At 54.6% G+C, this 19,308-nt stretch carries 17 protein-coding genes; 4 read left to right on the top strand and 13 right to left on the bottom strand.

Features of this window, described 5'->3' with window-relative positions; translation table 11 throughout:
• Window positions 1-227 precede the first annotated feature (227 nt).
• The 3 genes from D882_RS1000000133480 to D882_RS0107200 form a co-directional block, all read right to left on the bottom strand.
• Window positions 228-440 (bottom strand): hypothetical protein, encoded by a 213-nt coding sequence (locus D882_RS1000000133480; RefSeq protein ID WP_050590153.1) that lies wholly within the window; start codon window positions 438-440, stop codon window positions 228-230.
• A gap of 201 nt (window positions 441-641) precedes the next feature.
• Window positions 642-1,718: a hypothetical protein gene (locus D882_RS0107205; protein WP_027922603.1), complete on the bottom strand. Its 1,077-nt coding sequence runs from the start codon at window positions 1,716-1,718 to the stop codon at window positions 642-644.
• A 117-nt stretch (window positions 1,719-1,835) separates the two neighbouring features.
• Window positions 1,836-2,324, bottom strand: a complete 489-nt coding sequence (locus D882_RS0107200) for a GNAT family N-acetyltransferase (RefSeq protein WP_256218324.1) — start codon at window positions 2,322-2,324, stop codon at window positions 1,836-1,838.
• A gap of 64 nt (window positions 2,325-2,388) precedes the next feature.
• Here D882_RS0107200 and D882_RS0107195 point away from each other — a divergent pair, with 64 nt between their 5' ends.
• The 3 genes from D882_RS0107195 (at window position 2,389) to D882_RS0107185 (ending at window position 4,683) form a co-directional block, all read left to right on the top strand.
• A complete protein-coding gene (locus tag D882_RS0107195; RefSeq protein ID WP_032833450.1) occupies window positions 2,389-3,792 on the top strand; it encodes a PLP-dependent aminotransferase family protein in 1,404 nt (467 codons plus the stop codon).
• Between the two features lie 89 nt (window positions 3,793-3,881).
• A complete protein-coding gene (locus D882_RS0107190) occupies window positions 3,882-4,073 on the top strand; it encodes an MbcA/ParS/Xre antitoxin family protein (RefSeq protein ID WP_027922600.1) in 192 nt (63 codons plus the stop codon).
• 250 nt (window positions 4,074-4,323) lie between these two features.
• Window positions 4,324-4,683 (top strand): hypothetical protein, encoded by a 360-nt coding sequence (locus tag D882_RS0107185; protein ID WP_027922599.1) that lies wholly within the window; start codon window positions 4,324-4,326, stop codon window positions 4,681-4,683.
• A 62-nt stretch (window positions 4,684-4,745) separates the two neighbouring features.
• Here D882_RS0107185 and D882_RS0107180 read toward each other — a convergent pair whose 3' ends face one another.
• Window positions 4,746-5,093, bottom strand: coding sequence for a hypothetical protein (locus tag D882_RS0107180; protein WP_027922598.1), 348 nt, complete (start codon window positions 5,091-5,093; stop codon window positions 4,746-4,748).
• 473 nt (window positions 5,094-5,566) lie between these two features.
• On the opposite strand from D882_RS0107180, the gene D882_RS0107175 reads away from it, so the two are divergent.
• A complete protein-coding gene (locus tag D882_RS0107175) occupies window positions 5,567-6,709 on the top strand; it encodes a hypothetical protein (protein ID WP_027922597.1) in 1,143 nt (380 codons plus the stop codon).
• 213 nt (window positions 6,710-6,922) lie between these two features.
• Here D882_RS0107175 and D882_RS0107170 read toward each other — a convergent pair whose 3' ends face one another.
• The 9 genes from D882_RS0107170 to D882_RS0107125 all read right to left on the bottom strand — a co-directional run bounded on the left by D882_RS0107170 (window position 6,923) and on the right by D882_RS0107125 (window position 19,307).
• Window positions 6,923-7,249, bottom strand: coding sequence for a DUF6458 family protein (locus D882_RS0107170; RefSeq protein ID WP_027922596.1), 327 nt, complete (start codon window positions 7,247-7,249; stop codon window positions 6,923-6,925).
• A gap of 348 nt (window positions 7,250-7,597) precedes the next feature.
• Window positions 7,598-7,945 carry a copper-binding protein gene (locus D882_RS0107160; RefSeq protein ID WP_027922595.1) on the bottom strand — a complete coding sequence of 116 codons (348 nt, stop codon included), beginning with the start codon at window positions 7,943-7,945 and terminating at the stop codon, window positions 7,598-7,600.
• Window positions 7,942-11,100, bottom strand: a complete 3,159-nt coding sequence (locus D882_RS0107155; RefSeq protein WP_027922594.1) for an efflux RND transporter permease subunit — start codon at window positions 11,098-11,100, stop codon at window positions 7,942-7,944. Before D882_RS0107155 ends, D882_RS0107160 begins: the two co-directional genes overlap by 4 nt.
• On the bottom strand, window positions 11,097-12,581 hold the full coding sequence (locus D882_RS0107150; RefSeq protein ID WP_027922593.1) for an efflux RND transporter periplasmic adaptor subunit: 1,485 nt from the start codon (window positions 12,579-12,581) through the stop codon (window positions 11,097-11,099). Before D882_RS0107150 ends, D882_RS0107155 begins: the two co-directional genes overlap by 4 nt.
• Entirely contained in the window at window positions 12,578-13,834 is a 1,257-nt protein-coding gene (locus D882_RS0107145; protein ID WP_027922592.1) for a TolC family protein, read from the bottom strand. Before D882_RS0107145 ends, D882_RS0107150 begins: the two co-directional genes overlap by 4 nt.
• 99 nt (window positions 13,835-13,933) lie before the next feature.
• Window positions 13,934-14,275, bottom strand: a complete 342-nt coding sequence (locus tag D882_RS1000000133125) for a hypothetical protein (protein ID WP_081743921.1) — start codon at window positions 14,273-14,275, stop codon at window positions 13,934-13,936.
• Window positions 14,276-14,840: 565 nt separating this feature from the next.
• Entirely contained in the window at window positions 14,841-15,974 is a 1,134-nt protein-coding gene (locus tag D882_RS0107135) for a caspase family protein (RefSeq protein ID WP_218186569.1), read from the bottom strand.
• 11 nt (window positions 15,975-15,985) lie between these two features.
• Window positions 15,986-18,448, bottom strand: coding sequence for an effector-associated domain EAD1-containing protein (locus D882_RS0107130; protein ID WP_027922590.1), 2,463 nt, complete (start codon window positions 18,446-18,448; stop codon window positions 15,986-15,988).
• Window positions 18,449-18,464: 16 nt separating this feature from the next.
• Window positions 18,465-19,307 carry a hypothetical protein gene (locus D882_RS0107125; RefSeq protein ID WP_027922589.1) on the bottom strand — a complete coding sequence of 281 codons (843 nt, stop codon included), beginning with the start codon at window positions 19,305-19,307 and terminating at the stop codon, window positions 18,465-18,467.
• Between the last annotated feature and the right edge of the window lies 1 nt (window position 19,308).

Genomic DNA, 19,308 nt, shown 5'->3' with positions numbered 1-19,308 from the left:
AAAACCTGTCGTGTTCTGGAAGCTTTGGGTCTGCCATGACCTCTAGAAAATCCAGATTAGCCGTTGCCACACCAATGCTTTCAGGTGGGCAAGGATTGACACCTTCAATGCCATACGGTAATTGAGGGCCTGTGATCGTAATTAATCTTTTCTCGGCTTTGATTCAGCGACTCCCGCTGTCACTAAAATCATAGAAATAGTTGAACGTTTTTTTACGAACAGCGCTTTCACGAATGTCCTGCGAGCTTCTGGAAACACTGTCCGGCCATCAGGGTCGGAAGCCCGTATTTTTCAGATGCTATTTCAAACTCAAGCAGGTGATTGTCGACCGATTCCGTCATGGCCTGAATGACGTGATGCAACTCGCCCAAGGTAATTTTTCGGGGACTGCGAAGCGACGCCAGATCGTCTGATGCGATCCACTTCAGGTCGATGTGCAACCGCAAGGTGAGGCTAACCGATGCATCTCAATCAGAAACTGTTCCTTGCAGGTTAGCCCGTGCTTGCCAGCATACTCAGCGTCGGCGAAGGTCATTTGCTTGACCCGAAAACTCGGCAGCGGAAGCCCCAGCTTTTCCCCAAAACGGGATGCCTTCTTCAAGAAATCCCTAGCAATGGTTGGTAAATGACTGTGTACAGGTCTACACCAGCCGAAGTCCGGTCATGCCACACATTATGGCTGCCGAAACCAATACACTTAACACGGTACCTAACCACCAGGTCCGATTGGCAGTCGACCGATTAACATTGTGTGCCAACATCACAACGCGCAATCCCGAGCACAGATGCGCGAGCACCAGGAACACGCCAAGCGAATAGTGCGGCACCAGACGGATATTCCAGGGGTCATGGATTAGTCCAGTAGGTAGCCCGGTAGCGAAAGCCCAGTCGGTTGGTATTTTGAGAAAGCTTCGGGCGAAGACAAACACAGAGTTCATATGGCCCAGGATAAACACCGACATAAACACCCCGGATGCAATCTGGAATACCCGGTAGCGATCTACATATGTCTCACTCCACGTCCATGCCAGTCGCAGTCCGGTGGCTATCTGAAACAGCATGGCTGCTACCAATAATGGTTCGACTGCTGCCGCTCGATAAACCTTTCGACCAATGTCCATGACAGCGCCGTGAGCTTCTGGACTGATGAGACCGAACAGGTGGTTGAATATATGAAACAACACATAAACAGCTACGATTGCGCCAGTGACACCATGTGTTACACGTAGATGTACCGATGGCGAATACCGATGCGATGTGACAGATGCAGGCGCCCGAGAAACCCAGTACCCAAACAGCAACCAGACCGGCGTCCAAATCCACGTGTCAGGAATCGTAGTCCCCGCCATGTAGGTGAGCACACCAAATAACACGTAAACCGTGGGTGCAGTTATTGCCAGTAACGCGAAGCGACGTGCCCGGATGTGAGCTGTGGTAAGGGGGGTAGACTGCTGCGGACGACTGGCAATCAATAGATTTATCAGAGGTACAGCAAATGCAGCCAGCAGCAACAGTGCTGCCAACAGGGTCGAGGCTGTCGAGATCTGTGTATTCGGGCCTCCGTTAGACACTGGTGTGACAACCCAGTGAAACGCGTCAAGGATCCAAGGGTAGATTGCAGCAGTTATTGCTGGAATCCACACAGTGCCCTCGACAGGTACAGCTTGCACGTTAAGCAATTGGGGAACTGAGGTGTCTACTCTTTTAGTGTCGAGCATCGTTAGCTCTCCTGCTTCGGAACAGCCGTCTGTTTCGGCGAAATGACCAGGCCGCGGAAAAAAGTTTTCGTACACCGATAGCTGTTATGCGCCCAGTTCGGGTTGATGCCAGCCAACTCATGGGCCCACTGACACTTGAAGCGTTTCCATTGACTGTACGAAGTGCACACCTTTAGCCACCATGCCCTCCCGTAAATAGAATCGCTGCGCAAGCGGCTTATCTAGCCCGGTATCGAGCACTAGGTATGAGCAACCATGGTGTCTGGCCTCTTCGCGAGCCCTATTTAGAAGGACGCTACCATGCCCTAAATGGCGTACCGATGAATCGACGACTAGATCGTCGACATAGATGTGGTGTCCATAAAGCAGGTTCTCGGATAAGCGATAACCGATCAGACCTGTCAGTTTTTTGTCCTGCCATAACCCTAGTAACCGATACCCCTGATGTGACTGACGGTTCAGCTGCTGAGTAAACGACTTCGCGCTTTTCAAATGCGGGCGTAGCTGCTGCATGAGCTCAAAGGCTGCCTCAAACGCTGTGTCTTCTGTCAGCCTCTTGATTACGTGATTTTTCATCAGGGAATTGCCTTCATTGAAAATGAACATATCGTATAGTCTTCATGACTTAGCCTATAGAGCCAAAAACACTCCAAACGACTAGGACATAGCAATGGAAAATCTCGTGCCTGAAGCATCAGATGCCCCTCTTTATCGACAGATCTATTGGCGATTTCGCCAGTCGATCTCCGACAGCCGTCTGAAACCTGGCGACCGTGTTCCCTCAATACGAGCGCTAGCCTCTGAGCTGAATCTTGCACGGGGGACTGTTGAAATCGCCTATCAGTTGCTGATCAGCGAGGGCTATCTGACTGCGCGCGGTCCTGCGGGAACAGTGGTGTCACCTTTGCTTAAACCCGTGCCAGACCCAGAGCAATCGGTACCTGAGGTAGAGCTACAAAGCTCATTAATTCACTCAGGTGAAATGCCATTGCCCTTGCAAATAGGCTTGCCTGCACTAGATGCTTTTCCTTGCAGACTCTGGAATCGATTGGCCTCTAACACTTTGCGTAACGCGCGATTGGAAGGTTTGATCTACCCGGATGCGAGAGGACTCTCATCGTTGCGCACAGCAATCGCGAGCTACTTGGGCGTTTCTCGCGGAATTACATGCTCGCCGGAGCAGATTTTCATCGTGGCCGGATATCGCGCCTGTCTTGATTTGATCTGCCGTAGCTTGCTGAAACAGGGCGACCAGTGCTGGATCGAAGATCCAGGGTATTTTGCGGCGCGCGACTTTCTTCGGGAGGCAGGAGCAACCCTGATTCCCGTCCCTGTGGATGTTAACGGTATGGTTGTTGAGGCAGGCCTCCAACGAGCTACCAACGCACGCTTTGCGGTTGTCACCCCCACCCATCAAAGCCCGCTGTGTGTTCCACTATCGATGCCTCGCCGTCAGGCATTGCTGGAGTGGGCAAGCAGTCGGGGAAGTTGGATTATCGAGGATGACTACGACAGTGAATATCGCTATCACGGTCGTCCTCTACCTGCCTTAAAAAGCTTGGACACACGAGGTAGGGTTTTGTATTGCGGCACGTTCAGCAAGGTGTTGATGCCCGGGTTAAGGCTTTCATATTTGGTGGTGCCCGAGAAGTTAATTCCTCGTTTCACCGAGATGACTGACAAGATGCAGAGTCATTGTCCTCACTTGTGGCAAGCAACGATCGCCAGGTTTATCGAGGACGGCCATTTCGCCCGCCATCTGAAAAAGATGCGCACCTTGTATTCCAGTCGACGGCAACTGCTGGTAGAGGCGTTGCAAGCAGATCTTGGACATAGGTTATCGATCGACCATCAAGTCGGGGGAATGCACCTGCTCGCTCGACTCATCCAGGGTACAAACGACCGCGAAATCGTTACAAATGCAATGAGCGTTGGATTGCGTGTGCACGCGCTTTCCGACTGGTACCTCACCTCAGAGGTTGAACACGGCTTGCTTTTGGGGTTTACCAACGTGAGTAGCAAGGAACAAGCAATAGAGTTCACCAAGCGTCTGGCTGTCGCGTTTTCGATTTAAGTAAGAAAAGAGTAAACGTCATCCCAACACACCTGTTTCGGCAGCGGGTTGAGAACCGAAAACAATCCGGTACATCTTGAGGACCAGACATGCGTTATGTTGAGTTGATTCAGCGTGAAGCCGAAGCGGTTTTTGGCAACAAAAATAAAGCCGACACTTGGCTGAACCAACCGAATGCAGGTCTCGGAGATAGCACACCATTAGAACTCGCTCACAATGAAGCAGGGTATGAGCAGGTAAAAGCTGAGCTTGAAAGGCTGAGTCACGGATTCGCCTGCTGACACCACGCTCCCTCCAAACCCCGGACCTAACATGATTGTTTTTGATCTCAATAGAAATGATTCTTAAGCTTTGCTCCGGCACATAGAAGCCTTCAAACCGAACTCGGGTGATTCGCGCGAGAACGCTCGATTGCGAGACGCGTTGCTGGAGTTGCGCACAGGACTTCAATCACACTTGAAGGAATCCGGCACACCATCTACTACAGAGTCTGGCCAGTAGATTGTCAGAGATACGAGCCCTCGGATATCCATGAAGATCACGACCAGCCTCGAAGGACAGCTTTGGAAACTGGCAGTGGCTACTCTGGGGAGCCACGCTCTAGAGCAGTTGGTGGTGGAACGGCTAAAAGTCTGTGTAAAAACTCGCGCAGTTAACATGTATGGTTTTCTACGCCTTGAATGGCTTGGCGAGGAAGCGCTAAAAGCGCTACGCAGGGGGCAGCGATTGGCAGGAGCGGAATTGGAATTTTCGAGAGATGATCCAACAAAAGTGGCAGTACTTCATTGCCATTCCAGCTATCTGTTGCGAGGTATCGTCCAAGCTCTGCCCTTGGACGCACTACCTGTAGAACTACTCGAATGGCGCATGCAACTCGATTTGGGGATGTAATTTCATGTTGTAAAAACGAATGCTCAGCCGAATTCTCTTGCGCATCGATTGATAGTCCCAACCTACAAACCAATATCTCGACCGAACTGATCCTCCTTCATTTCATCGGTAGCCTGACCAGCGCTCACGAGGTGCCATTGGAGCTGACAACTCAAATGCGCTCTTAGACGAGACCTGATTTCGACGTAGGTACCAGGAGGGCCTGCATAGAATCCCTGACGTTCAAGTGCACCACGTAACACCTCAATGCCTGTCGGACCGATGTCAGTCGCGTGCAACCGATCGGGTAGATCAAACCCAGGAATTCTTTTATAGCCGCTGACAGCATCTTCAATCAGCTGAAGAAATGCAGGTCCAGCACATTGCTGCTGCGCCATTCGCCAGACATTGGACTCCAAATCCCTGTTCATAACGCTTTCCAGCCCCTATCGCTCTGTCTCTTGTCAGTCGTGGTTGTCCGGCACGGGTATTTTTCAAAAAAAACGCCAGTTTTTTGAAATCCAACCTGAAAGCAGCGGCTTGCGCCGCACAGTGCCGATTTTGCTATGCCAAGAGGGCAGGCCATACGTCAGCGTCAGCAGGATATACCCAAGAAAAAGATCAGAAGTAGGAACACTGCAAAAGCGAAAACCAGCACCGTTTCCCCAGCAATATCGGTGGAAGATGGAGCGCTGAGATCGTTGCTTTTTTGTTGTCCTCAAATATAGAGATCCGTCGCGCAAAAATTTTTTCAAGGGGGCGAAACAAAATATTTTTTCTTCAAGCAATAAAAATGGAAGGCGATATAGCACCTATCAGGCTTGCGCCTTAGGTATTCCTTAACCTCAGGAATGCAAACATCAGATGCCCCTCATCGCCCTTTCACCTTGCCTGGAGGCAATACGTGACCGACGTGAATCACCCAACCTTTCGACAATCACTGGAAAAAAATCTTAACTGGATTCGCGACTACTGGGCTCAGCTCTCTGCGCTTTTTGTTGCGCTCGGAATCCTTTTGAAGACTTACACAATTTGGACGTACACCAATGCCATAGGTCGGCCTGATCTGATGCCCGGGGCTCTTGAAGCACCCTCTGATCTGGTTACGTGGCTGGTTTTCCTTGCTTTCGTGGCCGCCGCCTACCTCTTGATTATCATGACAACCAGCATGTTATTTGGTCTATCTATATCGCTCTTCAAAGACAGTCCAACGACTCAACCTTACCTGGCAAAGCTGTTGCTTTGGCCGGTTCTGCTCGGAATTACGGCGTTGATGGCCCTGATTTTTAATGGGCCGAAGCTGAATGATTATGAAAAGCTGGGATGTGTAGTTCTCTACATCATTGTCACCATTTGGGCGTTACGTAAGAACTCCAAATTCAGACTGGCCCTGGACTTATGCGCAACGGCGGCAGCGCCAGGAAATGCAAACAGCAAGGCAGCGCGAGCATACATTCTGCTAATGCTGGTATTCGTCCTAGTAGCCAGCGTTGTGTCAGCCGTATTCCCCGTCAGCCTCATTCTAAAAGCCTACACGGGCGAGGACACACCAGCAGCCGCGATCAAGCTCCTGGTCATATCGATTTTTTCTGCTGGTGTGACACTGATACCTGTGGTTGTTCTGTACACAAGCAAGGCCGATACGTTCAAACGGATTTTGCAATGCGCAGCGGCGACATTGGTAATCTTGGTCGTCGTTATCGGTGCTTCACCTGGAGGCTCCTTGACCATCGTCAATGCAGCAGCATCCATTATGAAAGTCCGCGACCAATCCGAAGCAAAGTTTTGGCTGACTGAAAATTACACAAAGGAAATTTTCGACTCCGAGATGTGGGGCTCAGTAGAGTCCGTGCGCGATCAACCAGTGATCTCAGCGTTTCCACTTTTTTCTTTTGGAGAAGTGTTGCTGCTTTGTCCGATCAAACTCATCAAAACTGAGCTTAAGGACTGGCCTGAAAAGTCGGCGTACTGTGTTGTCACCAAAAAAAGCATGGCGATTCGCATGCCGCGAAAGCCTGAAGTGACAGCACAAGCAAAAGTCGATTGAGGTCGAGCAGCAATCAAATAATGCCTAAACCTTCCTTCGTCTGGCGAGCTGAAACGAAGTTCATCTTTGAGACGATCGCAGCCTTTCGTAAGCGGCAGCTATCGGCCGAAGCGGAGGCTCGAGAATGGCCAGAGATGGGTTATGGCTGAATTTAGGCCGGACTGAATGTCAACCGGTGGAAGGAAGCAGACCTTCCGCCCTCGGCATCAGGGACTATTGTTTCTGCGATTTCTCTTGGACGACTGGTGAGCTAACCTGGACCTCACTTGGGTGCACTTCGGTCAAGACAGACTTATTTTTTTTCGAAGGAGTCATCAAGTAGACCGTAAGAATGAACCTTGCTGGCACCAGAGAAAGCAGCCCTAGCATCCCCAATATGGCAATGAGGGTTATGCCGTTGATGGACTGTGGGAGGTCGGTCAGCAACGCAAGTCCCACAGCTAACAAGAATGTTATCAGACCGAACCATTGCACCGCTTGAGCCCAGCGAAAGATGGTCGATTGTCGGATTTGTTCAAGATGCTTGTTCGATTCGTCCATTGCGACCTCTCGCGTTACTAAACATGCTTCGATAGCAACAGTCAGAAGCTGCCGCTCAATGGTCTCTATTAAACAAGGAGCGGTTCAGAGAATTCGTTCACTCCCTTGCTGGATTGGCGAATTCTAGGTCCAAGCGGACAGAAATCTCCTCGCGTCGAAGCCCGTACGCTGCATAGGCTTTCACCAGTTGAAGGTTCTCAGCCTCGAAGGTGATGCCGTCGACGAGGCAGGCTTCAGCGTTAGCCAAAAGCGGTTCTTCGAGGATCCTCCAGACCTACCTCCTTTTCCATTAAGTGAATTATCCGATAGTGACCGGCGTCACGAAGCATGCCGGCCACTTCTATTGCTTTATTTACTGATGGACACAATGGTGGCTCTACCACCCTCTACCCGAAACGAAAACGAAACGCGGTCGCCAGCGGTCAGGCCTTTAAGTTGGTCTTCCGATGCAGCAAAAGCCATGGTCATCGGCGGCCACTGAACGGATGGGACAGCCCCGTGGGCAATGGTCACCGTGTGCTTCACAGTGTCCATAGACTTAATCGTTCCCTCGGCGTTGGCGACGGAATCCTGGGCTTTCTGCTCCATCTGCATGCCCTCCATACTTTCCATTTTCATGCCCGGCATGTCCTCCGCTTGAGCAGAAAGCGATAGTGCAAATGCAGTGCTTGCAACGGCAATCAGGGTCAGTTTCATACGAATGTTCCTTGTGACTTGATGGGGTTAACAATGAGGTGCCGGCGACGCATCAGGCGATAGGCAGCCGGAATGACAAACAGGGAAAGCAAGGGAGCTGTGACCATGCCACCGACCATGGGCGCGGCAATGCGGCTCATCACCTCACTGCCGGTACCACTCCCCAACAGAATGGGCAGCAGGCCGGCAATAATGACGGCCACGGTCATGGCCTTGGGGCGAACGCGCTGCACAGCACCTTCACGAATCGCCGCGACCAATCCACGCTCAGTGCTGTCGCCGAGGTCTTCACGTTCGGCCCAGGCGTTCTTCAGATAGAGCAGCATGATCACGCCAAACTCGGCAGAAACCCCGGCCAAGGCGATAAAACCGACCCCGGTGGCGACCGACAGATTGAATCCCAATAAATAGAGGAACCAAGCCCCGCCCGTGAGAGCGAATGGCAGAGTGGCCATGATCAGCAAGGCCTCATCGAAGCGGGCAAACGTCAGGTAGAGCAACACGAAGATGATCAACAGCGTGGCAGGCACCACCAGCTTGAGTCGTGCGTTGGCCCGCTCCAGAAATTCGAACTGCCCCGAGTAACTCAGACTCATGCCGGGTTGCAACTTGACCTGTTCATTGACGACCCGCCGTAGATCGGCGACCACCGAGGCAATGTCCCGGCCACGCACGTCGATGTATACCCAACCAGAGGGCCGCGCGTTCTCGCTCTTGAGCATCGGCGGACCGTCCGTGACTTTGACCTTCGCCACTGTGCCGAGGGTGATCTGGCTCCCTAGCGGGGTATAGATCGGCAATTGCTCCAAGGCACCGAGCGAGTCACGCCACTCCCGTGGGTAACGCACGTTGATCGGGAAGCGTGCGAGCCCTTCAATGGTCTCGCCGACGTTTTCACCACCGATAGCGCCGGCCACGATGGACTGCACATCGGCGATATTCAGTCCATAACGGGCGGCGGCTTTGCGGTCGATATCCACATCGATATAGCGCCCCCCCGTCAGTCGCTCGGCCAGAGCCGAACTGACACCGGGTACACCCTTGGCCACTCGTTCGACCGCCTGGGTGGCCGCATCGATCTCCGCTAGGTTGGTGCCGGCAACTTTCACTCCGATGGGACTCTTGATCCCCGTGGCCAGCATGTCGATACGGTTGCGAATCGGTGGTATCCAGATATTGGTCAGCCCAGGGACGCGTACCACTCGATCCAGTTCTTCCACCAGCTTTTCCTGGGTCATGCCTGGACGCCATTGCTCGTGCGGCTTGAATTGGATCGTGGTTTCGAACATCTCCAGCGGTGCCGGGTCGGTGGCAGTTTCGGCACGCCCCGCTTTACCGAAGACATGTTCGACCTCTGGAACGGTCTTGATCAGGCGGTCGGTCTGTTGCAGCAGTTGCGCCGCCTTCTGCGCCGACAGCCCCGGCAGAGCCGAAGGCATATAGAGCAGATCACCCTCATCCAACGGGGGGAGAAACTCGCCCCCCAGACGCGACATTGGCCATAGCGCACTGACAAAAACCAATAGCGCCACCAGCAGTGTGATCTTCGGGCGACGCAAGACTGCGTCCAGGGCTGGCTGATAGATCCGAATCAACCACCGGTTCAACGGGTTCTGATGTTCACTGGGAATTCGTCCTCGAATCCAGTAGCCCATCAGCACTGGCACCAAGGTCACTGACAATCCTGCCGCTGCAGCCATGGCGTAGGTCTTGGTGAAAGCCAAAGGGCCGAACAGCCGTCCTTCCTGAGCTTCCAGCGTGAACACCGGAATGAACGACAGGGTGATGATCAACAAACAGAAGAACAGCGCGGGACCTACCTCTGCCGCCGCCTCGGTCATTACATGCCAATGACGTTCACCCTTCAGTTCTTCCCCCGGATTGGCCGCGTGCCATGCCTCAATCTTCTTGTGGGCGTTCTCGATCATCACCACGGCGGCATCGACCATGGCGCCGATGGCGATAGCTATCCCGCCCAAGGACATGATGTTGGCGTTGATGCCCTGGTAGCGCATGACGATGAAGGCAATCAGCACCCCCACCGGCAGCGAAATGATCGCCACCAGGGATGAGCGCAGGTGCCAGAGGAAGATCCCACACACCAACGCGACGACGATGAACTCTTCGATCAGCTTGTGGCTGAGATTTTCCACAGCGCGGTCAATCAGCTTGCTACGGTCGTAGGTGGTGACGATTTCCACCCCGGCCGGCAAACTGCTTTTCAGCTCGTCGAGTTTAGTCTTCACCGCCGCGATGGTCTCGCGAGCGTTCTTGCCACTGCGCAAAATCACCACGCCGCCGACGGTCTCGCCTTCGCCGTCGAGTTCAGTAATGCCACGCCGCATTTCCGGCCCCAACTGGATCGTGGCGACATCGCCAAGGGTCACCGGCACACCGCCCGCACCCAATTTGAGTGGGATCGACCGGAAGTCATTGAGCGACTTCAGGTAGCCGGAAGCCCGTACGATGAACTCGGTCTCCGCCATCTCCAGCACCGCGCCACCCGTTTCCTGATTGGCCTTGCCGATAGCTTCGGTCACCTCCGCCTGAGTAATACCGAGACTGGCCAGTTTGAGCGGATCAAGCTGCACCTGGTACTGCTTGACCATGCCGCCCACGGTGGCCACTTCCGCAACGTTGGGCAGGGTCTTGAGTTCGAACTTGAGGAACCAGTCCTGAAGTGCGCGTAGCTGCGCCAGGTCGTGTCCTCCACTGCGATCCACCAGTGCGTACTGATAGATCCAGCCCACGCCCGTCGCATCCGGTCCCAACGCCGGCTTGGCGCTGGTCGGCAAGCGACTTTGTATTTGGCTCAGATACTCCAACACCCGCGAGCGAGCCCAGTACAAGTCAGTGCCGTCTTCGAACAGCACGTAAACGAAGCTGTCACCGAAGAAGGAATAACCACGCACAGTCTTGGCTCCCGGTACTGAGAGCATGGTGGTGGCCAACGGATAGGTCACCTGGTTCTCGACAATCTGCGGCGCTTGTCCCGGAAAAGGGGTGCGGATGATCACCTGAACATCGGAGAGATCCGGCAGCGCATCGATGGGCGTACTCTGCACCGACCAGACGCCCCAAGCCGTGACAAACAGCGTCGCCAACAGCACCAGGAATCGGTTGGCCACTGACCAACGAATCAGGGCAGCAATCATGGCTGGCTCCCCGATTTATCCAGACGCTCGACACGCAAACCATCATCGGTCTGGCTCACCGCAATCCGAACCTTATCCCCCGTTTTGAGGCCCTGCATCAGCGCCGGACTAGCGAGTGGGAACGTCATCGTCATACCAGGCATGCCCAGCGTCTTGAAAGGACCATGGGCAAGCGTGACTTCTTTATCGTTGATCTCAACGATCTGCCCCTCCGCTTCATGAAAGCTGGAGGCTGCTACGCGCGGTGGTGACTCTTCCTCTGAGCGGGCAACAATGCCCTTTAGACTGGCCTCCGAGTCGAGCAGAAACTGGCCAGAGGTAACCACCCTCTGTCCTTCTTCCAGACCTTTCAAGATCGCCGTCTTGCCATCGCTTTCCTGCCCTGGCTGCACCTCCACTGGACGATAGCGGCCGGCGTCTTCGGCAAGCATCACCAGAGCACGTCGGCCAGTGCGAATGACGGCCTCGCTCGGCACCCACAACACACTTTGCCCGGTCGAACGGTTCAGGCGTACCTGCGCCGTCAAACCCGGCCTGAGGCGTCCATCTGGATTGGGTAGTTCCACCCGCACACGAAGGGTGCGGCTGTCCGGATTGGTCTCGGGCAAAATCGCGCTGACCTTGCCACTGAGCATTGTCCCTGGGAAGGCTAGCAGGCGCGCTTCGACCGCCTGCCCCACGGTGATCGATCCGGCATCCGATTCTGGTACGGCCACGGCCAGCCAGACACTACTCAAGCCATTGACGCGTGCCAGGGTGTCGCCGGTCGCCACGGTCATACCCGCGCGTACGTTCAACTCTTGCAGCACACCGGCGATGGGACTGGTCAGAGTCAGGTACGGCTGAACCTTACCGCCACGCTCTACCTGAGTAATCAGTGCTGCCGGCATCCCTGTGAGCCGTAGACGCTGGCGGGCCGCTTCCAACAGGGCAGCATCCCCGTTGCGTTTCAGGGCAAGGAACTCTGTCTGAGCAGCTGCCCATTCCGGCACCAAGATATCCGCCAACGCCGCGTTGGCTTTGAGCACATCACCGGGAGCATGGGCATAGACCCGCTCCACAAAGCCAGTGGTGCGTGCTTGAATCACAGCGACATCACGTTCGTTGAACACCAAGACACCTGTCACGTCGAGGCTGGAATCAAAGATCCCACGGGTGACCGTCGCAAAACGCAGTCCGAGATTCTGGGTCAGACTCGGATCGATGCTGACGCTCGCACGGTCCCCTGCGCCGCTGGCGTATTGGGGAACCAGTTGCATGTCCATGAAGGGGGATTTACCTGGCTTATCGAACTTTTGCTGCGGGTACATGGGGTCGTACCAATAGAGCGCTTTGCGTTCGCCCGTTGAATTGAGGCTCTGCTCCGAGGCGGTATTGAGTACTCCGCTCATGCGCTGGTGTGCGAACCAGTAACCACCTACGACGCCTAATGCCATCGAGATGCCAACCAGCAATGCCCTGCTCCATTTTTTAAGGCTCATTGACTGGGCTCCCCATAAGCAAAATACAGACGCGCACTGGCCAGCGCTCGCTGCTCTTCCACGTCGATCTGTTTGAGGCGGGCCTCTATGAGTTCACGTCGGGCGGAAACAACGGCGTTTAAATCGCCTTTACCCGAGCGATAACTGGCCATGCTGAGTTCGACCTTTTCCTTGGCCAGCGGCAACAGGCGTTTCTGGTTGCGGCGCACAGCACGATTCAGGCGTTCATAGTCAGCCAGTTCGTTTTCCAGTTGCTGGGTGTGCTCGCGAGACAGGGCTTCGCGCTCGGCCTCAAGCTGACTGAGCTCAGCCTGTTTGGCTGCAATTTTGGGGTTTTGGCGCGAGTCAGGAAACAGCGGCAGGTCCCAGGAAAATTGCACGCTGACCATATCGCCGAACTCACGACCACGGCGCTGGTAATCCAGTTCCCAGCTCCAGTCCGACTGCTTCTCCGACACCGCTTCATTAACTTTGGCTTGCGCTTCACGAGTCATCGGCGCAAACGCGGCCAACTCGGGATGGTGTTGCAGTTTATGGGAGTAGCTTGAGGTTTCGACAGGCCATTCAGGCAGGCTGCCCACAGGCTTGTCGTTGGCGGCGGAACCAATCCAGCGTTTGAGTGCCGCTCGGGCCTGTGCTCTTTGGAGAATCAGATCATCCTGTTGCTCCGCCAGTTGAACCGCTTCCTGCTTGGGTGTCACCGCATCAGCGGGTTGAGCGCGACCACCGGCAATCTGGGCCCGGACGGTATCGGTCAGCAGACGATTTTCTTTGTAGAAGTCCTGGAACAGCGCATCTTTGCGCTCAACCGAGTAGCTACTGATCCAAGCTAGCGCCGTGGACTGGCGTACCTTCAGACGTTCGACTCGACGCTCCGCAGCGGCGCGATCAACCGCCGCATCGGCGACCTCAATCCGAGCTTTGCGCTTGTCGCTGTTCGGCATTTCTTGCCTGACCCCGACCATTTGCATGGTCATGAAGTCCTGGTCGATACTCCAGCGATCCGGACCGCCAATGGGGTAGTTCTGCACACCCAGCAGCAGCTTGGGGTCAGGCAGCTCACCGGCTGGAATGGCTGCACTGCTGGCAGCCTGAATTTTGGCGTCTTGTGCGGTCAGCGACGGCGCATTGTTTTCCGCCAGCCGCAACGCTTCATCGAGTGTCAATGCGGCAGCGAGGCTCGGCAATGCCAGTACACTTGCCGCCAGACCGGCCACGAGGGACCAGACTGTGCAATAGCACTTGGAGTTCATGTTTACGATTCCTGTGATCATCCACTGCACGCGTCAAAAGACATGCGCGCAGCTAGTCCATCCTGCTAACGCAGAATGAGGCTCAATGTGGGACAGGAATCAAACGCGAGGAGGTCGCCATACCCCGGATGGGGCTTGTACGGGTAGGGAATCGCTGGAGAAGGAAAGCACTACGGGGCTGAATACGGTTACTGGAGGATTGAAGATCGAGACTTGCAGCATGCCGCCCGTCTTGCATTCCTGGCCCGGTTTACAAGGTTTGCCGTGCTCGACAGGACTTTTCATGTCATTGCAGCAGTCCATACCCATGTCATCCATCATCGCCATGCCCATCGTCTTCATTGGGCAGGGTTCTGTCGGTGCCGGAACGCCCGCCACCCCGCTGAGGGGAAGCGCCAAGCTGATCAAGAAGATGAGGCAGAACCGCAGATAGCGTTTCATGGGTTGGAGTGTAGTCGCTGCAATGGCGCTCACAATTGGATAAATGTTCTCAATGGTCTATCAAAAGACCCTGATCCAAGTGATATCACCGGACCTGAATTAAGCCAGCATTATCAGTACAAAATAGAAGCGATTGACGAACTGTGTACCGATTTATTTTTGCTCCGCTGTCTCGGATTTAGCAGGAAATGCTACGCGCATTGTGTAGCGTATTGCGCCGCCTGAGCTTCCTGACTTCCGAGATCCACAAGGGTTTCATTCCGTTGCTCTACGCTGGTCTAGCCGGTGAGTATGTGAATACCGTCAAACCCAAGCTTGAAAAGCGTTTCGCGTGGATCAACGAACAATTGGCCGATAGGCGGCACTTATCAATCTGCCCTTTCAGCAGAAAGCCGCGAGTCAGCAACATGCACAACGTAGCTTGGCATATGATGCATGTTGAGGGTCTGGTTAGAAGTAGGTACGCCCCTGGCGCATCACCTTGCAACCTCATTATCCATACACCCCACTGGTGCCCCCCCAATGGGATGGGACAGAGGTGCAAGTCGCCCCACTTACGACTCGTTTATCCCTGAAGTTTGATCAGTTCTTGATGGTGAGGGAACTCTCCCAAAGCCGCCTTAATGAGCGATGCTTGGTTGATACCAATCCCCCCTCCACCTTGTCGCATCGTGCGTAGTGCAGTAAACCAGTTTGCACGCCCGGTGCCTGTTAGGCGGAGACGGGAGGTGTCCCCACCGGCGCGCAACCAGATGTCTTGATCCTGCGGGCCAGCGGGATAGAGGTCACAGAAAATCTCTTCCAATTGCCGCCAGATTTCGTGATCCCGGCTATAGCTACCAACGGAAGCGATATTCTTTGCACCGCCGCGGTCCAAAGCAATAGGAAAATTATCCTCAAGGTCGCTCGCCTTGAAGATTGGATGTTGTTGCCCAGGTGCTGCCATTCGTACCTTTTCTGCGACGTGGTTGAAGACCTCGAATACCCTAATTAGCCCATCACCATGCGTACGAGCTTCACCGCGCAGCGCCCCCAACAGGTGTTCGGTGAACAGGCTGTTGCGAGCACCTCCGAGCACGAGTGAATACTCGGATGCGCGAGACGATGCGATCAGAACACGCCCTGCCCCCTCAGCCAGTCGGGCTAACGATTTCTCGCTAAAGCCTAACGCTGCAGGAGTATCGTTGATGCCTTTGAAGCTTGTAGTCGCGCCGGAATGGCAAGCGTCGATGAAAACCACTAGGCGTCTGGCTTTGATGCGGGCAAGCGCTGAAGAAAACTCTGCCTCCGGCAAAGTACTCGCGGAGAAATTGTCTGGATCGCAGTCGACAGGAATCAGTGCACTCGCCGCGTCAGCCGAATCATCAAAACGAGCTCCGTGCCCGGAAAAGAAGATCATCACTGTGTCGTCGAGCGTGGCGCGCTTTGCGAGCCCATCAAGTTCGCGGCGAATCGCCTCCAGTGTCGCTTGGCTGTCCACTAATACCTTTACATTGGCCTGGTCAAAACCGCAGTGCGAGGGGGACGTCAGCGTGGCGAACATGTCGCGCGCGTCGTTCAGCACTGCAACTGGCAGTGGTCGGACTTTAGGATAATTTGATACAGCGATAACAAGGGCGTGACCGCTAGAAAAACCGGCCCCTGTAGTCAACTTTGTTTGCTCATGCTCGTCCATCATGCCCCTCAACCCATCGCTCATCTAAGACCACTTCAGAATATCCGGCTCGCTTGCAGTTCGCGGATCTGATCATTTGAATAGAAATCCCTGCGCATTTCTTCGAGTAAACTGCTTACACGGGGTCCACGTCCTCGCCGGAGCTGGCCAATCGCAGCCCGCCACCGATTCCGACCAGTGCCGAAGCTTTCCAAGTCGGCGTCGCGTCCTCCTGCCCGCTCCCACAACCCAGCGTCATCCGGCCCATTAGGATAAAGATCGGCCGCAAGCTCTTCGAGGACCATCCACTTATCCGTTTGGGAAGCCGACGACAAACCGAGCGACCACCACCAAAACAAGCCGACCATGGTTTGACACACCACCAACGCCGGCTTCACATCAGCTCGCCCCTGTCGTGCAAGTTGAACCAATTTGTCCACTGCTAACGGCCACCGACGACTCAGGATGATGTCGCCCAGTACCTGCGCATCAGCTATGGCCACCGGGTGCCGCAACAAGACCCGATTATCAATCCAGCTCAGGAAACGGTGCTCATCGAAGCTTTCTAAGGTCTCGATAATATGGACAATCTTACCGACACTCGCAGCCAAACTTTGTAGTGTGCTATCCAGGTCGTTAGAACTCAGGATGGCGGTTTCGAGCTCTCGACCTGGTGTACAGACATCACCCTCCAAAGCGCGCTGCAGCCAACCTGTTGCCGTAGCTCGTAGGCAGTTGGCCCGGGCCAGGTCTGGCAGTTGATGCCAGACCTCTGCATGCCGAGGGAATCCGCTGAGATCAGCGAGTGGAGACTTGGATAATGCGGTGATCAGTTCCATGCTAACCGCCCCACCGTCGAGCAGGTTCTGAATGACGGTAAAGAAAGAGCGTTGCGGGTCAAGCGGACCTTGCCACGCTTCAGCGTTGATAGAAATGGCGTGGTTCCAGAGCTCTTGGGCCGTTCTGGCTGCAAAGCTGAGCGTACCTAACAATCGCGGTTCGTTCGCAACTTGCTCTGCAACAATGCGCAATACACGTGGCTCGGCCAACTCCAAAGCAATCTCGATTGACCCTTTCGGGCTAGCGCCTCGCAAGGATGCTCGTAGTCCATCGAAGCTTTCCGGAGCAGCGTCGATCGAAAGCTGGCGAGCGACAGCCTCTCGAGGCGCGAGACAGGCACTGGCAGTAACGCCATGGAGACGAAGCCAGCCTCTCTTTTGAGCTGTAGCCATGACCACATTGCCGGTATCAATATTGAGCTTTCGTGGTGCCGCATCGGCCAGTCGGACCTCCAGATCATTCTCTCGCGGCAGGTGGCCAACCAGCGCAGCCCATACATCTGGACGGATCTCAGCCCAACGCCAAAATGCGTTCGAAAACATCTCCGAAGTCAAAGAGGCTGAGACGACACCTTCAAGAACTGCCGTACGCCATGAGTCAACCGCAACAGACTCTGAAAGCGCATCGTCAATCGCCGACAGCATTCTCGTGTCTTCAATATTTTTGAACGAATTGGTAACTGCCCAGGATTTGAGGCCAGCCCATAACGTGTCCGCGGCGGAAAGCCCGGTTGTACTGAGGTTCCTTAGCAGAAGAACTTCCTGAACTGAAGCGCTCCGTAATCGCGACTCAAGCCTATTGATAAGCTTCGTCTTGCTGTCCACGCCTTGGGCGGGATCAGGCGATAGTCGCTCCAACAAGCGTAGAACTGTTACACAATCATCAAAGCTTGGGCTGGAGGCTGATTCGATCTCAAAGGCTCGTTGTAAAAGTGGCAGATCAATGAAGTGGCGGATACAAGCGCCAATCTGACCTGCGAAATGCAGGACGGACTCCGCCTCTTCGCCTCCGCAGAGAACTCTAGCGCCAGGTGAAGTCGGCGATGAATTCGCCGGGCCGATAATGCGATGCCCCGTCCAGCGAGACGCAAGCGTGTTAGGAGTACAGACGATTGATGGTTTCGGAAATTCGACGATATCTTGTGGACTGAAACTTAATCGAAATGCGAACTGGGCACGGATACTAGGCCAAAGGCGAGCCCACAGAGCAATTACGAGCCCATCAAAGCCTTGGACGCCAATCCTCACCACAGGCCCAGTGCCCCGCGTTACTAATGCTTCAGCTGATGGGACTAATTCTACCGCTGTCGAGGGCGACTCCGGCAATGGCAGCAAGTCACAAGACGCAAGCATCGCGGGTTGCTTGGGTTCGGTTATCAGCAACCCGAAGAGTGGCCGTAGATCGGACATCGAGATCACTTCATCGAGCGGAGCGATCACTGCATGGGAAAGAACCATCCCCGGTCGCGTCGCTTCCGGATCCGCAAAGGTACGAGCGAGAACGAAATGCTCACCATGAGGAAAACCACTCACAAAAGGTGACCAGTCAGCTCCTGGGGGAGTGGTGTCAGGCAAATCGAGACGTGAGGTTAACTCTGAAAAAACACGGTTGCCGGTGCTGGCAAGTCGGAGCCCGTGGCCGCCCCGAACCTCGCCGTATATAGCTTGCTCGACTCTCACTAGTTTGCTCACCTTTTCATACAGAATTAGCCAACAGCTGCTGGATCGGTAACGTGAGGTCTGTGGAGCGCCCCCCGTCTGGGAGCACTATGTATCCAAATTGCTCCGGGCCCCGAGCAGCGTATTCCATATCACGGTCGCTACTGGTAAGCGTTCGCTCCAAGGCGGACAAGCCGAGCACAATCGGCTCCACCCAAGTACTCGTGAGGAAACTGGCAAACATAGGCAGCCGTTGTTTCAAGATGACGGCCGGCCGCTCATCCTGCGCCACGGAACCCAGCTCGTCCCAGCAGCTTAGAAGGATGCATAAACGAGGACTCTCGAGGGGAGATGTGCTAATCGCCCCCCTGATGTAAATAAGCATCTGGAGCAACTCGATCAACCGCGCTTGGTCGGAGACTTGAACCTCACGGTTTTCACCGCTACTCCCACTGATCTCGTGCAATGGCCGAGAGAAAATGTCATCGCTCGCCCGAGTTTGCTGAAGACGAACGAGGAGAAGCCAAGCCGGGGTGCTAACAACCCTGGAGCGCCAAACTGCCGGAATGCGACGTGTCGAGGACATGGCTTTGATCTGTTCACCACCGTAATCCGGCCAGACAAGTTCTGCCTTTCGATTTTGCGTATCGGCTATCGGCCAAATGCTGTCGACGTAGATACTTGTAGGCGTGTGATCGGCGGACATGCCTTCGTTTAGGCTCTCCATCGCGGCTTCAAATGGCTCTAGATTGGTTGCCGCACCGTCCATGCGCAACATACCATCGCCTTTCATCAGGCGTTTAAGAAGTTGCGCGCCGTAATGCGTTTTGCCTACACCTGACTCACCAATAAGCAGAATCGAACTGTTGTCGGTATTCATG

Source organism: Pseudomonas sp. URMO17WK12:I12 (genome assembly GCF_000514395.1).
Taxonomy (GTDB): domain Bacteria; phylum Pseudomonadota; class Gammaproteobacteria; order Pseudomonadales; family Pseudomonadaceae; genus Aquipseudomonas; species Aquipseudomonas mucoides.
Note: the sequence above shows the minus strand (reverse complement) of the source record. Positions and strands in the feature narration are given on the sequence as shown.

Bases quoted from the DNA above. Each gene is read 5' to 3' on its own strand.
- D882_RS0107205 (WP_027922603.1), bottom strand. From the start codon at position 1,718: ATGCTCGACACTAAAAGAGTAGACACCTCAGTTCCCCAATTGCTTAAC.
- D882_RS0107200 (WP_256218324.1), bottom strand. From the start codon at position 2,324: ATGTTCATTTTCAATGAAGGCAATTCCCTGATGAAAAATCACGTAATC.
- D882_RS0107195 (WP_032833450.1), top strand. From the start codon at position 2,389: ATGGAAAATCTCGTGCCTGAAGCATCAGATGCCCCTCTTTATCGACAG.
- D882_RS0107190 (WP_027922600.1), top strand. From the start codon at position 3,882: ATGCGTTATGTTGAGTTGATTCAGCGTGAAGCCGAAGCGGTTTTTGGC.
- D882_RS0107185 (WP_027922599.1), top strand. From the start codon at position 4,324: ATGAAGATCACGACCAGCCTCGAAGGACAGCTTTGGAAACTGGCAGTG.
- D882_RS0107180 (WP_027922598.1), bottom strand. From the start codon at position 5,093: ATGAACAGGGATTTGGAGTCCAATGTCTGGCGAATGGCGCAGCAGCAA.
- D882_RS0107170 (WP_027922596.1), bottom strand. From the start codon at position 7,249: ATGGACGAATCGAACAAGCATCTTGAACAAATCCGACAATCGACCATC.
- D882_RS0107160 (WP_027922595.1), bottom strand. From the start codon at position 7,945: ATGAAACTGACCCTGATTGCCGTTGCAAGCACTGCATTTGCACTATCG.
- D882_RS0107155 (WP_027922594.1), bottom strand. From the start codon at position 11,100: ATGATTGCTGCCCTGATTCGTTGGTCAGTGGCCAACCGATTCCTGGTG.
- D882_RS0107150 (WP_027922593.1), bottom strand. From the start codon at position 12,581: ATGAGCCTTAAAAAATGGAGCAGGGCATTGCTGGTTGGCATCTCGATG.
- D882_RS0107145 (WP_027922592.1), bottom strand. From the start codon at position 13,834: ATGAACTCCAAGTGCTATTGCACAGTCTGGTCCCTCGTGGCCGGTCTG.
- D882_RS1000000133125 (WP_081743921.1), bottom strand. From the start codon at position 14,275: ATGAAACGCTATCTGCGGTTCTGCCTCATCTTCTTGATCAGCTTGGCG.
- D882_RS0107135 (WP_218186569.1), bottom strand. From the start codon at position 15,974: ATGAGCGATGGGTTGAGGGGCATGATGGACGAGCATGAGCAAACAAAG.
- D882_RS0107125 (WP_027922589.1), bottom strand. From the start codon at position 19,307: ATGAATACCGACAACAGTTCGATTCTGCTTATTGGTGAGTCAGGTGTA.